The 14,516-nt window shown below is 59.5% G+C and carries 10 protein-coding genes; all 10 read left to right on the plus strand.

Going from position 1 to position 14,516, the window contains the following annotated elements; genetic code table 11:
* Positions 1 to 90: 90 nt before the first annotated feature.
* Complete coding sequence (locus D3M70_RS16915; protein ID WP_002552060.1) at positions 91 to 267, plus strand: hypothetical protein; 177 nt, start codon at positions 91 to 93, stop codon at positions 265 to 267.
* On the plus strand, positions 251 to 3,205 hold the full coding sequence (locus D3M70_RS16920; protein WP_165869822.1) for a sensor histidine kinase: 2,955 nt from the start codon (positions 251 to 253) through the stop codon (positions 3,203 to 3,205). The genes D3M70_RS16915 and D3M70_RS16920 overlap by 17 nt, the downstream gene beginning before the upstream one ends.
* Positions 3,206 to 3,227: 22 nt before the next feature.
* Positions 3,228 to 4,667 (plus strand): sigma-54 dependent transcriptional regulator, encoded by a 1,440-nt coding sequence (locus tag D3M70_RS16925; RefSeq protein ID WP_120126873.1) that lies wholly within the window; start codon positions 3,228 to 3,230, stop codon positions 4,665 to 4,667.
* 765 nt (positions 4,668 to 5,432) lie between these two features.
* Complete coding sequence (locus tag D3M70_RS16930) at positions 5,433 to 6,827, plus strand: polynucleotide adenylyltransferase PcnB (protein WP_120126874.1); 1,395 nt, start codon at positions 5,433 to 5,435, stop codon at positions 6,825 to 6,827.
* A gap of 17 nt (positions 6,828 to 6,844) precedes the next feature.
* Entirely contained in the window at positions 6,845 to 7,324 is a 480-nt protein-coding gene (gene folK, locus D3M70_RS16935; protein ID WP_165869823.1) for a 2-amino-4-hydroxy-6-hydroxymethyldihydropteridine diphosphokinase, read from the plus strand.
* 269 nt (positions 7,325 to 7,593) lie between these two features.
* Positions 7,594 to 8,394 carry a 3-methyl-2-oxobutanoate hydroxymethyltransferase gene (panB, locus tag D3M70_RS16940; RefSeq protein WP_120126876.1) on the plus strand — a complete coding sequence of 267 codons (801 nt, stop codon included), beginning with the start codon at positions 7,594 to 7,596 and terminating at the stop codon, positions 8,392 to 8,394.
* Positions 8,391 to 9,242: a pantoate--beta-alanine ligase gene (gene panC / locus D3M70_RS16945; RefSeq protein ID WP_120126877.1), complete on the plus strand. Its 852-nt coding sequence runs from the start codon at positions 8,391 to 8,393 to the stop codon at positions 9,240 to 9,242. The genes panB and panC overlap by 4 nt, the downstream gene beginning before the upstream one ends.
* A 301-nt stretch (positions 9,243 to 9,543) precedes the next feature.
* Entirely contained in the window at positions 9,544 to 11,208 is a 1,665-nt protein-coding gene (gene pgi, locus D3M70_RS16950; RefSeq protein ID WP_120126878.1) for a glucose-6-phosphate isomerase, read from the plus strand.
* Positions 11,209 to 11,457: 249 nt separating this feature from the next.
* Positions 11,458 to 13,395, plus strand: a complete 1,938-nt coding sequence (gene acs, locus D3M70_RS16955; RefSeq protein WP_120126879.1) for an acetate--CoA ligase — start codon at positions 11,458 to 11,460, stop codon at positions 13,393 to 13,395.
* A 137-nt stretch (positions 13,396 to 13,532) separates the two neighbouring features.
* Positions 13,533 to 14,402 carry an oxygenase MpaB family protein gene (locus D3M70_RS16960; protein ID WP_120126880.1) on the plus strand — a complete coding sequence of 290 codons (870 nt, stop codon included), beginning with the start codon at positions 13,533 to 13,535 and terminating at the stop codon, positions 14,400 to 14,402.
* The last annotated feature ends 114 nt before the right edge of the window (positions 14,403 to 14,516 follow it).

Genomic DNA, 14,516 nt, shown 5'->3' on the forward strand with positions numbered 1-14,516 from the left:
CACAAAGCTGGCCGAAACGTCGCTTGCAGCCTGTTAGCCATCCGTTACCATGCCGCTCCTTCAGTCGCGTCAGTCAACCTGGGAGGCCAGATGTACATTTATCGATTGGTCCTGCTTCTCGTGGTAGGCATCTACCTCTTCTCCCCGGCCATCATGGACTGGTGGATCGACGCGACCGGCGCCTGGTACCGGCCTTACATGCTATGGCTGATACTGATCGTGGTGACTTTTATCCTGCAGAGCCAACGAGATGCCGATGAGCTTTAGCCTGACCCAGATGATCCTGGTCAGCGCCGCCTACCTTCTGGTTCTGTTCAGCGTGGCCTGGATCAGCGAGCGTGGATTGATTCCGCGATGGATCATTCGCCACCCGCTGACCTACACCCTCTCGCTGGGGGTCTATGCCAGTGCGTGGGCGTTCTATGGGACGGTAGGCCTTGCCTATCAATACGGCTATGGCTTCCTTTCCAGCTATCTGGGCGTATCCGGAGCATTTCTGCTGGCGCCGGTGTTGCTCTACCCCATCCTCAAGATCACTCGTACCTATCAGCTATCGTCGCTGGCCGATCTGTTCGCCTTCCGCTTTCGCAGTACATGGGCCGGCGCGCTGACGACGGTCTTCATGCTGATCGGCGTACTGCCGCTGCTGGCCCTGCAGATCCAGGCGGTGGCGGACTCCATGGCGATCCTCACCCGCGAACCCGTGCGCAACTACGTGGCCTTCGCTTTCTGCATTCTGATCATTCTGTTCACCATCTTCTTCGGTTCGCGGCACATCGCCACCCGGGAGAAACACGAAGGTCTGGTGTTTGCCATCGCTTTCGAGTCGGTGATCAAACTGGTGGCCATCGGCGGTATCGGCATCTACGCGCTGTACGGTGTTTTCGACGGGCCTGCGAGCCTGGAACAGTGGTTGTTGCAGAACCAGAGCGCATTGGCAGCCCTCCACACACCGTTGCAGGAAGGCCCGTGGCGCACGCTGCTGCTGGTGTTCTTCGCTTCGGCCATCGTGATGCCGCACATGTATCACATGACGTTCACCGAGAACCTCAACCCCCGCTCACTTGTCAGTGCGAGCTGGGGTTTGCCTCTGTTCCTGTTGCTGATGAGTCTGGCGGTGCCGCTGGTGCTGTGGGCTGGCCTGAAACTGGGCGCAACCACCAGTCCGGAATACTTCACGCTCGGCATCGGTATCGCTGCCAATAACAAGCTGTTGGCGCTGCTGGCCTACGTCGGTGGATTGTCAGCGGCGAGCGGCCTGATCATCGTCACCACGCTGGCGCTGTCCGGCATGGCGCTCAATCATCTGGTGCTGCCGCTTTATCAGCCACCGGCCGAGGGCAATATCTATCGCTGGCTGAAGTGGACCCGACGCGGGCTGATCGTCGCGATCATCATGGCCGGCTACGGGTTCTACCTGTTGCTGGGTGCCAAGCAGGACCTGGCAAATCTGGGCATCGTCGCCTTCGTTGCCACCTTGCAGTTTCTGCCGGGCGTGCTGTCCGTCCTCTACTGGCCCGCGGCAAATCGCCGAGGCTTCATGGCTGGCCTGATCGCCGGGACAGTGGTGTGGATGGTCAGCATGCTGTTTCCGCTGATCGGCAACTTCCAGGGTTTCTATATTCCCCTGCTGAACATGATCTACGTGCTGGATGACACCAGTTGGCACATGGCAGCCATTGCCTCGCTGGCGGCAAACGTTCTGGTATTCACCCTGATTTCGCTGTTCAGCAATCCAAGCCCCGAAGAAGCCAGCGCCGCCGAGGCCTGTGCGGTGGATAACGTTCGCCGCCCTCAGCGTCGTGAACTGCACGCCGTCTCGCCGCAGGAATTTGCCACTCAGCTGGCCAAGCCTCTCGGTGCAAAGGCTGCGCAAAAAGAGGTCGAACAAGCGCTGCGCGACCTTTACCTGCCCTTCGACGAACGGCGCCCTTACGCCCTGCGTCGTCTGCGCGACCGTATCGAAGCCAACCTTTCCGGCCTGATGGGCCCAAGTGTGGCTCAGGACATGGTCGAAACCTTCCTGCCGTACAAATCGGGCAGTGAGAACTACGTCACTGAAGACATTCACTTCATCGAAAGCCGTCTCGAGGACTACCATTCGCGCCTCACCGGCCTTGCCGCCGAGCTCGATGCCTTGCGCCGCTACCACCGCCAGACCCTGCAGGAACTGCCAATGGGCGTCTGCTCGCTGGCCAAGGATCAAGAAATCCTGATGTGGAACAAGGCGATGGAAGAACTCACCGGCATCGGCGCGCAGCGCGTGGTCGGGTCACGCCTTGAAACCATCGCCGATCCGTGGCGACAGCTGCTGCTGGGCTTCATCAACGTCCCGGACGAGCACCTGCACAAGCAGCGTCTGGCGCTGGATGGGCAGACCCGGTGGCTGAATCTGCACAAAGCGGCCATTGATGAACCTCTTGCACCCGGTAACAGCGGACTGGTGATCCTGGTTGAGGACCTCACCGATACCCAGATGCTGGAAGACAAACTGGTCCATTCCGAACGTCTGGCCAGCATTGGCCGCCTGGCCGCCGGTGTCGCCCACGAAATCGGCAACCCGATCACCGGCATCGCCTGTCTGGCCCAGAACCTGCGCGAAGAGCGCGAGGAAGACGGCGAACTGACGGAAATCAGCAGCCAGATCATCGAACAGACCAAACGTGTGTCGCGCATTGTCCAGTCGCTGATGAGCTTCGCTCACGCCGGCGGCCACCAGCATGCCGACGAAGCCGTATGCCTGGCCGAGGTCGCACAGGATGCCATTGGTCTGCTCGCGCTCAATCGCCGCAATTTCGAGGTGCAGTTCTATAACCTGTGCAACCCGAACCACTGGGTCGATGGCGATCCGCAACGCCTGGCGCAGGTGCTGATCAACCTGCTCTCCAACGCTCGTGACGCCTCCCCGGCAGGTAGCGCGGTCCGGGTAAAAAGCGAAGCGTCCGAACATACGGTCGATTTGATCGTCGAAGACGAAGGCACCGGAATTCCGAAAGCAATCATGGACCGCTTGTTCGAACCGTTCTTCACCACCAAGGATCCGGGAGAAGGGACAGGGCTAGGGCTCGCACTGGTCTATTCCATCGTTGAAGAGCATTATGGACAAATCACCATCGACAGCCCGGCTGACGCCGAGCAACAACGCGGAACCCGTATTCGGGTGACATTACCGCGACATGTCGAAGCGACGTCCGCTGTGAACTGAGACCGTCGAGAGAATCGAATCAATGCCGCACATTTTGATCGTCGAAGACGAAACCATTATCCGCTCCGCCTTGCGTCGCCTGCTGGAACGCAATCAGTACCAGGTCAGTGAAGCCGGATCCGTGCAGGAAGCTCAGGAACGTTTCAGCATCCCCTCTTTCGATCTGATCGTCAGCGACCTGCGCCTGCCCGGCGCTCCCGGTACTGAACTGATCAAGCTCGGACAGGGTAAACCTGTACTGATCATGACCAGTTACGCCAGCCTGCGCTCGGCCGTGGACTCAATGAAGATGGGCGCGGTGGACTACATCGCCAAGCCCTTCGATCATGACGAAATGCTCCAGGCGGTTTCGCGCATCCTGCGTGACCGACAAACCGTGCAGAGCCTGCAAGCCGAGCGCGCCGCGACCAGCAAAACGTCGACCTCCGACAAGCCTGGCCCTGACAACAGCAACGGCGAGATCGGCATCATCGGCTCATGCCCGCCGATGCAGGACTTGTACAGCAAGATCCGCAAGGTCGCCCCGACTGACTCCAACGTGTTGATTCAAGGCGAGTCCGGCACCGGTAAGGAGCTGGTGGCCCGTGCCCTGCACAACCTGTCCCGTCGTGCCAAGGCGCCGATGATTTCAGTGAACTGCGCAGCGATTCCCGAGACACTGATCGAGTCCGAACTGTTCGGCCACGAGAAAGGTGCGTTCACAGGGGCTAGCGCAGGTCGCGCGGGCCTGGTGGAAGCGGCTGACGGTGGCACGCTGTTTCTCGACGAAATCGGTGAATTGCCCCTGGAAGCGCAAGCTCGTTTGTTACGGGTGCTTCAAGAAGGCGAGATCCGTCGCGTCGGCTCGGTGCAATCGCAAAAGGTGGACGTGCGCCTGATTGCGGCGACCCACCGCGACCTCAAGAGCCTGGCCAAGGTCGGACAGTTCCGTGAAGACCTCTATTACCGTCTGCACGTGATCGCCCTCAAATTGCCAGCCCTGCGCGAGCGTGGCGCCGACGTGAACGAGATAGCCAACGCGTTCCTGGCCCGCCAGAGCGCCAAGGCCGGACGTAACGATCTGAAATTCGGCCCGGATGCCGAACAGGCCATTCGTCATTACTCCTGGCCTGGCAACGTACGGGAGCTGGAAAATGCGGTCGAGCGGGCTGTAATTCTGTGCGAAAGCCCGGAAATCTCGGCTGATCTTCTGGGGATCGACATCGAACTGAGCGATCTGGACGTGGAGGAGTTCATCGGCCTGGCGCCACAAACGGCATCCTCTGCCAGTTCCACCGCACATGAGCCGACCGAAGATCTGTCCCTGGAGGATTACTTCCAGCACTTCGTTCTTGAGCATCAGGACCACATGACCGAGACCGAACTCGCACGCAAACTCGGCGTGAGCCGCAAGTGCCTGTGGGAGCGCCGCCAGCGCCTGGGTATCCCCCGCCGCAAGACCGGCGTCGCCAGCGAAACGTGAGACGCTTGACCCGCGCAAGGCTCTGGCACGCGGCTTAGGGGTGTTGTGAAAAAACTGTTACCTCACTCAGCAACACGTAACAGAAGCCGGGGCGTACGGTAACGTAACCCCGGTTTTTTTATGCCCGTAAAAAATAGCGTCGTTTTGCCACACCCCCGTGTTTAAAGGGCTGCAGCGTTTTACACAAAAGTTGGCACGCGTTCTGCTATAGGTATTCGTACAAGAACAACAAAAATCAGTCACCCGCAAAACACCACAATAAAAACAAGACGAATCGACTCACGCATAACAAGAACAACACGGCGGAGGCGCAGCTAACTGATTCTTTTGGAGAGGCGTTGCATTTGGGACTTGTCCCGCAACCAGGCCGAGAACAACAAAAACTACCCTAAGGTAGAGCCTGAACTGGTTGGATCGATTGATTACTGCAGCACAGCGACCAAAGCAATCCGTTTGCTCTTGACTCCCGATTGGGAGGTTTCACAGGCGAAAGCCGTGAATTGGGCGCTCAACAAAAACAAAAAGCCCAACAGACAATAAAAATAAGAGCACGCACTTTGGGGGAGCTTCGGCTCCCCCAGTAGCTTCCGGGATAAAATCCCGACTCAAACTCCCCCGCACCAAGCCTCTGAGCCCCGCACCGCCTGCCTCAAGACTGCCTTCGCGCAGCCTCCTACACCATCCCTCGACTAAATGCTAGAATCCCCGCCCATCATGCGGTCATTCCTGGGAATCGGCCGAATATTCCTTCAAACAGTGCATCCCATGCTGAAGAAGCTGTTCCAGTCATTCCGTACTCCCCTGCGTAAACCGCAGCAACACACGCGTACCACGCCTGAAGTGCTCAACGGCAGTCAGCACTCGTTGCAGCGCAATCAATTCAGCCGCTATGCGGTGAGCATCGTCGAGCGCCTGCAGAACGCCGGTTACCAGGCCTATCTGGTCGGCGGTTGTGTACGCGACCTGATGCTGGGCATCACGCCGAAGGATTTCGACGTTGCCACCAGCGCCACTCCTGAACAGGTTCGCGCAGAATTCCGTAACGCTCGCATCATCGGTCGCCGCTTCAAGCTGGTTCATATCCATTTCGGTCGTGAAATCATCGAAGTCGCGACGTTCCGCGCCAACCACCCTCAGGATGAAGAAGACGAAGACAGCAACCAGTCTTCGCGCAACGAGAGTGGCCGGATTCTGCGGGACAACGTGTACGGCACCCTTGAAGAAGATGCCCAGCGCCGCGACTTCACCATCAATGCCCTTTATTACGATCCGGTCACCGAACGCGTGCTCGATTACGCCAATGGCGTACACGACATTCGGAACCGTCTCATCCGCCTGATTGGCGATCCTCAGCAGCGCTATAAAGAAGACCCGGTGCGTATGCTGCGCGCCGTGCGTTTCGCCGCCAAGCTGGATTTCGGCATCGAAAAACACAGCGCTACGCCGATTCGTCCGCTGGCGCCCATGCTGCGTGACATCCCGGCAGCGCGTCTGTTCGAGGAAGTGCTGAAGCTGTTCCTGTCTGGATACGCTGAACCGTCCTTCGAGATGCTGGTGGACCTGGAGCTGTTCGAGCCCTTGTTCCCGGCCAGCTCCAAGGCGCTGGAGTACAACCCGACCTACACCCACACGCTGATCAGCGAGGCTTTGGCCAACACCGACCTGCGCGTGAAACAGAACAAACCCGTAACTCCGGCATTCCTGTTCGCTGCGCTGCTGTGGCCTGCCCTGCCTGCCCGCGTGCTGCGTCTGCAGGAACGTGGCATGCCGCCAATTCCCGCGATGCAGGAAGCGGCTCATGAGCTGATTGCCGAACAGTGCCAGCGCATCGCGATTCCAAAACGCTTCACCATGCCGATTCGCGAGATATGGGACATGCAGGAGCGTCTGCCACGTCGCTCCGGCAAGCGTGCCGACCTACTGCTGGATAATCCACGGTTCCGTGCCGGTTACGACTTCCTGCTTTTGCGCGAAAGTGCTGGCGAGGAAACCGATGGCCTGGGCGACTGGTGGACCGAGTATCAGGACGCCAATGAAGCCGGGCGCCGCGACATGATTCGCGATCTGGGCAACAAGTCCGAAACAGGCCAGGGCCCGCGCAAGCGTCGTCGCAGCGGCGGCGGCAAACGCAAGCGCGCTGGCGCCGACGCCTCGGAATGAGGTCAGGGCCTTCGAACATGGAACGTGTCTTCATCGGGATGGGTAGCAATCTGGCCGATCCCGCCGAGCAGTTGCGTGAAGCGATCAAAGCGTTGTCGCAATTGCCGCAGACCAGCCTGTCAGGCGTGTCTTCCTTTTATGTGAGCGACTCGCTGCTGCCCGGCCAGCCGCGTTATACCAACGCGGTCGCGGCGCTGGATACAGCGCTGGAGCCGTTGGCACTGCTCGATGCTCTGCAATCCATCGAAAATGGCCAGGGCCGCGAGCGCCTGGAGCGCTGGGGCCCGCGCACGCTGGATCTGGACATCCTGCTGTTCGGCGACCGGCTGATCGATGAGCCGCGTCTTAAAGTGCCGCACTATCACATGCAGGCCCGGGCGTTCGTGTTGTATCCACTGGCCGAGCTGGCGCCGGGAATCACCTTCGCCGACGGCCGATCACTGGATGCTCTGCTTGCCGAATGCCCGTTCCAAGGGTTGGAGCAGCTGCAAGGTTAAGCATCGCCACTTCCTGCCGGACGGCTACGGCATCGGTTTACCCGATGCTCTCCGTTTCCCTCCGGTAACATCCTGATCAAGCCGGTAACACCCGGAATTGACTTCCCGCCCCCTCCTCACGAATATAAGCGTCCCGAAGCCGGACTACCGGCCAATAGGCGCCAAACAGGTCTTTGCAAACATCGCGAAACGACGATGTGCCTGCGTTTGCAGAATGAATCACGCGTTGCTCTCCGTAGTGTTCACAGCGCCTGAATGAGGATTTTTTCATGCCAGATATCACCGTTACGTCCCTGCTGGGCCTGAAGCAGAAAGGTGAAAAGATCACCATGCTCACCTGCTACGACGCAACCTTCGCCCACGTCGCCAGCCAGGCGGGCGTCGAAGTCCTGCTGATCGGCGATTCGCTGGGCATGGTGCTGCAAGGCCACGACAGTACGCTGCCGGTGACCACGGCCGAAATGGCCTATCACGTTGCCAGCGTCAAACGCGGCAATCAGGGCGCGATGATTCTCGCCGACCTGCCGTTCATGTCCTACGCCACCGCTGAACAGACGTTCGCCAACAGCGCGATGTTGATGCAGGCGGGCGCTAACATGATCAAGGTCGAAGGCGCTGCCTGGCTCGGCGATTCGATTCGCCTGCTCGCCGAGCGTGGCATCCCGGTCTGTGCGCACATGGGGCTGACCCCTCAAGCCGTCAACGTGCTGGGCGGCTATAAGGTCCAGGGGCGCCAGGAGGCGCAGGCGCGGCAAATGCGTGCCGACGCGATTACTCTGGAACAGGCGGGCGCGGCGATGATTCTGCTGGAATGCGTACCCGGCGAGCTGGCTCAGGAAATCACCCACGCGGTGAAGATTCCGGTGATCGGCATCGGCGCCGGTAGCGCCACCGACGGTCAGGTTCTGGTCCTTCACGACATGCTCGGCCTGTCGATCACGGGACGTGTACCCAAGTTCGTGAAGAACTTCATGATCGGTCAACCTGACATTCAGTCGGCCATTGCCGCCTATGTCAGCGCGGTCAAAGACGTCAGCTTCCCCGCTCCAGAACATGGATTCTCGGCATGAACACTGTAAAAACCGTGCGCGAACTGCGCGCCGCCGTTGCGCGCGCCCGCAGTGAAGGCAAACGTATCGCGCTGGTGCCCACCATGGGCAACCTGCACAGTGGTCACACTGCGCTGGTCACCAAAGCCACTCAACGCGCTGACTTCGTGGTTGCGAGCATTTTCGTTAACCCGCTGCAGTTCGGCCCCAACGAAGACCTGGCCACGTATCCCCGCACGCTGGCGGCCGATCAGGAAAAACTGCTGCAAGCCGGCTGCCACCTGCTGTTTACGCCTACCGTTGAAGAAATGTATCCCCATGGCATGGCCGATCAAACCATCGTCCGCGTGCCGGTGGTTTCAGAAGGCCTGTGCGGCGGGAGTCGTCCTGGTCATTTCGATGGCGTTTCCACTGTTGTCAGCAAACTGTTCAATATGGTTCAGCCTGACATCGCGATCTTTGGTCAGAAAGACTTCCAGCAACTGGCCGTGATCAGCGCGCTGGTGCGAGATCTGAACATGCCGATCCAGATCATCGGCGAGCCGACCGTACGTGCGGCCGATGGCCTGGCGCTGTCGTCCCGCAACGGTTACCTGACCGAAGCAGAACGTGTTACCGCCCCCGAGCTGTATCGGGTCATCAAGCAGATTGGCGCTGCACTGCACAACGGTGAGAAGAACTACCCGCAGTTGCTGGAGGGCGGCAAGAAGGCACTCGAAGCCGCTGGCTTGCGTCCCGATTATCTCGAAATTCGCCAAGCCGTGAGCTTGCGACCCGCAGCCCCTGAGGATCAGGATCTGGTGGTGCTGGGCGCAGCCTTTCTGGGCAAGACGCGTTTGATCGACAATCTTCATCTGGTCAGGGAATAACAAGGAGTACAAAGACATTCGCAACTATGCTCATTTGCCCGAAGCCACGCATCTGCACGGGGAACCGCGCATGCTTCATATGGCATCGGGCAATGAACTTAGCCACATGAGCAATGCCATACCGGTACAGGTCGCCCCAGAAAGGCGACACTACCTTGTGAGAAAAAGTACCGAGCAAAGGTAAAGCAAGGCGCAGACATCGACGCGCCCGGGGGGTAGCCTTCGGAGAACGCATGCATTCGATTCCGCCCTTGGCTTTTCAGTGTCCAAAGGCAGTTCAAGTACAAGGAAACCCGCAGCGATGGCGTACTACCGCACCCCTCATGACGTCACCACCCTGCCCGCCTGGCAGGCGCTCACCGAACACCGTAAAGCCATGCAGGATTTCAGCATGCGCGAGGCGTTCAACGAAGACCCGCAGCGTTTCAACGAATTCACCCTCAGCAGCAGCGGCCTATTCCTCGATTATTCGAAAAACCTGATCAACGCTGAAACTCGCGAATTGCTGGTCAATCTGGCCAATGAAGTGGGCCTCAAAGAAGCGATCAAGGCGCAGTATGACGGAGAACCGGTCAACTCTTCGGAGAACCGTCCGGCACTGCACACCGCGCTGCGTCGCCCGGTGGGCGACAAGCTGATGGTCAACGGCACCAATGTGATGCCGGAAGTGCACAAGGTGCTGAACCAGATCACTGACCTGGTTGGCCGTATTCACGACGGTCTGTGGCGTGGCTACACCGAAAAACCGATCACCGACGTGGTCAACATCGGCATCGGTGGCTCGTTCCTCGGCCCTGAGCTGGTGTCCGAAGCGCTGCTGTCTTACGCGCAAAAAGGCGTTCGCTGCCACTATCTGGCGAACATCGACGGCACCGAGCTGCACGAACTGACCGCCAAGCTGCGCGCCGAGACAACGCTGTTCATCGTTTCGTCCAAGACGTTCAGCACCCTTGAAACCCTGAAAAACGCGACCGCTGCCCGCGCCTGGTACCTTGCCCAGGGCGGTTCGGAAGCCGAGCTGTATCGTCACTTCATTGCGGTATCGAGCAACAACGCCGCAGCTGTGGCGTTCGGTATCCGTGAAGAGAACATCTTCCCGATGTGGGACTGGGTCGGTGGTCGGTACTCGCTGTGGTCAGCCATCGGCTTGCCTATCGCGCTGGCAATCGGCATGTCCAACTTCAAGGAACTGCTGTCCGGCGCCTACACCATGGACCAGCACTTCCAGAATGCCTCGTTCGAACAGAACATGCCGGTGCTGCTGGGCTTGCTCGGTGTCTGGTACGGCAACTTCTGGGGCGCGCAGAGCCATGCGATCCTGCCGTATGACCACTACCTGCGAAACATCACCAAGCATTTGCAGCAACTGGACATGGAATCCAACGGCAAGAGCGTGCGTCAGGATGGCGTCCCGGTGAAAACCGAAACCGGCCCGGTGATCTGGGGTGGCGTGGGCTGCAACGGTCAACACGCGTATCACCAGTTGCTGCACCAGGGCACGCAGTTGATCCCGGCCGACTTCATCGTGCCGATCGTCAGCTTCAACCCGGTGTCCGACCACCACCAGTGGCTGTACGCCAACTGTCTGTCGCAAAGCCAGGCGCTGATGCTGGGCAAGACTCGCGAAGAGGCCGAAGCCGAATTGCGCGCCAAAGGCATGCCGGAAGAAGAAGTGCAGCGTGTCGCGCCGCACAAGGTCATTCCGGGCAATCGCCCGAGCAACACCATCGTGTGCGAGCGCATCAGCCCTCGCCGCCTGGGCGCTCTGGTCGCCATGTACGAGCACAAGGTGTTCGTGCAAAGCGTCATCTGGGGCACCAACGCCTTCGATCAGTGGGGCGTGGAACTGGGCAAGGAACTGGGCAAGGGTGTCTACAGCCGTCTTGTTGGCTCTGAAGAAACCCCGGCAGAAGACGCGTCGACCCAAGGCCTGATCAACTACTTCCGCGGTCGTCACCGCGGCTGATCCCCCCCTCAGGCAACACCTTCAAAACCCGCCCCCTCGAAAGAGGCGGCGGTTTTTTTATGGGTTAAAGCCGCGATTGCAGGCGTGAGTTCGCTCGCGATAGCGGTGGGTCAGACATCGACTCAGAACAGCTAGACCTCTATGGCGAGCAAGCTCACTCCTACAAAGGTGATCCGCCGCGACCCTGAACCCTGAGGATGCCAACTACTCTGATGTCTGAGTGTGCCCACAAGAAAAACAGGAGACGCCATGTTCAATCTCAGCGATTTCCCGCAGGCCGATGCCACGCGCAAGGCCGCTCAATTGAGCGCAGAAGACTACCAGCGCCTTTATCGGCAATCGGTTGAACAGCCCGATGTGTTCTGGGCCGAGCAGGCCGGAGAGTTTCTAGACTGGTCCTCGCCCTGGGATCAGGTTCAGCAGTGCGACCTCAAGACGGGCGCCGCCAGTTGGTTCAAGGGCGGCAAGCTCAACGTCAGTTACAACTGCATCGATCGTCATCTGGCCAAACGTGGCGATCAGGTTGCAATCATCTGGGAAGGGGATAATCCTTCCGAATCCGCCGAGATCACCTACAAAAAGCTCCACCACAACGTCGCTCGCCTGGCCAATGTATTAAAAAGCCGTGGCGTGAAAAAAGGCGATCGCGTGTGCATTTACATGCCGATGGTCCCGGAAGCAGCCTATGCGATGCTGGCCTGCGCCCGGATCGGCGCAGTGCATTCGGTCGTCTTCGGCGGGTTTTCACCCGACTCACTGCGTGACCGCATTCTCGATGCCGATTGCCAGACCGTCATCACGGCGGACGAAGGCGTACGCGGCGGCAAGTTCATCCCGCTGAAGCAGAACGTCGACAAGGCACTGCAAAGCTGCCCGAATGTCAGCACTGTGCTGGTGGTCCAGCGCACCGAAGGCGACGTGGAGTGGGTCGACGGCCGGGACGTCTGGTATCACGAAGCGCTGCATGGCATCAGCGACGATTGCCCGCCTGAACCGATGGACGCCGAGGACCCGCTGTTCATTCTCTATACCTCCGGCAGCACCGGCAAACCCAAAGGCGTGCTGCACACCACTGGGGGCTATCTGTTGCAGGCCGCGATGACCCACAAGTACGTATTCGATTATCGCGATGGCGAGATTTATTGGTGTACCGCCGACGTGGGATGGGTGACCGGCCACAGCTACATCGTCTACGGACCTTTGGCCAATGGCGCGACCACGCTGATTTTCGAAGGTGTGCCGAACTACCCAGACACTTCGCGCTTCTGGCAAGTGATCGACAAGCACGATGTGAACATCTTCTACACCGCGCCCACGGCGCTGCGGGCGTTGATGCGCGAAGGTCCGAAACCGTTGGAAAACACCAGCCGGGAGAGTCTTCGCGTACTCGGCACGGTCGGCGAGCCGATTAACCCGGAAGCGTGGGAATGGTATTTCCACAAGGTCGGAAAGGAACGCTGCCCTATCGTCGATACGTGGTGGCAGACCGAAACCGGCGGCATCATGCTCACGCCGCTCGTCAGCACCACGCCCCTGAAACCGGGCTGCGCCACCCAACCGATGTTCGGCGTTCAGCCGGTGCTGCTGGATGACAAAGGCAAGGAACTGGAAGGTGCTACCAGTGGCCTGCTGGCGATCAAGGCCAGCTGGCCGGGGCAGATACGCGGCGTGTATGGCGACCAGAAGCGCATGGTCGAGACCTATTTCAAACCCTACCCCGGTTATTACTTCACCGGTGACGGCGCACGCCGTGATCAGGACGGGCATTACTGGATTACCGGGCGCGTGGACGATGTGATCAATGTGTCCGGACACCGCATCGGCACCGCCGAGGTCGAAAGCGCATTGGTCTTGCATGACAGCGTGGCCGAGGCTGCGGTCGTCGGTTATCCCCACGACGTGAAAGGCATGGGGATTTATGCGTTCGTCACCACAATGGCCGGAATCGAGCCGGACGAAGCGTTGCAGAAGGAGTTACTGGCCTTGGTGAGCAAGGAGATCGGTAGTTTCGCCAAGCCGGAGTTGATCCAGTGGGCGCCAGCCTTGCCGAAAACCCGTTCAGGGAAGATCATGCGGCGCATCCTGCGCAAGATCGCCTGCAATGAACTGGACAGTTTGGGGGATATCTCCACCCTCGCGGACTCGACGGTCGTGGAGGGCTTGATCGAGAAGCGCTTGAATAAATAACAAACCGAGATCTTGTGTAGGAGCGCGCTTGCCCGCGATTGCTGTGTGTCAGGTTCATCGATGCCTCGAACCAATGGCAATCGCGGGCAAGCGCGCTCCTACACGATTTCATTCTCCACAGTGGTAACCAGGCCCTCATGGAATTCATCCGCACACGCATCGAAACCCAGGTCATGAGCATGACCGGCCTTGCCTTGGGTCAACTGGATATGGAGAACCCCAAAGGCGATCCCGGCCTGTTCGGGCCCCAGGCGGTGTGCTGGCAGGTACACGGTGATTTCCCCAGCATGTTGATCGGCGGCATCTGCGCGTTGATGCTTCAGATGCTCCATCCGCGCGTGCTGGCGGGCGTGTGGGATCACTCCAACTTCCGCCAGGACATGCTCGGCCGGCTGCGACGGACCGGACAATTCATCTCCGGTACGACCTTCGGCTCGACCCATGACGCCAACTGGCTGATCGAAAAGGTCCGCGCCATTCACGCTCAGATCAGTGGGACCGCCCCGGATGGCAGGTTCTATGCCGCCGACGACCCGGATCTGTTGACCTGGGTGCATGTTGCCGAAGTCAGCAGTTTCATGGCGGCCCATCTGCGTTATCTGAACCCTCATCTGTCGCTGGAAGATCAGGATCGCTACTACGCCGAAACCGCCATCGTCGCTGAGCGTCTCGGCGCCCGTGACGTGCCGCGTTCGACATTACACATCGCTCACTATCTGGAAGACATCCGCGCGCAACTGGTTTGCGATCAGCGCACGCGCGAGGTGCTGCGCATTTTGCAGAATGCGCCCGCGCCAAGTCGTCTCGCAAAACCCATGGGCAACCTGATGATGCAGGCTGGAATCGAGTTGATGCCTGGGTGGGCCAGCGCGATGTTCGATATCCATCCAAGCGACTTCAGGCGCAAGATGATCCGCGCTGGTGTGAACCGCACCGCCCCTATCCTGCGCTGGGCCGTGCGCAATGCATCGGTTCATCGAGCCAGACGGCGGATGGACGTGGTTTGAAGCCACGGGATTCTTTGTCGAGGGCGCGCTTGCCCGCGATCGCGGTGTGTCAGTTACATCACTCTGTCTGACCGATGGCTATCGCGGGCAAGCGCGCTCCTACAATGGCAGCGT

The sequence above is a fragment of the Pseudomonas sp. LS-2 genome, assembly GCF_003605735.1.
In the GTDB taxonomy this organism is placed as follows: Bacteria; Pseudomonadota; Gammaproteobacteria; order Pseudomonadales; family Pseudomonadaceae; genus Aquipseudomonas.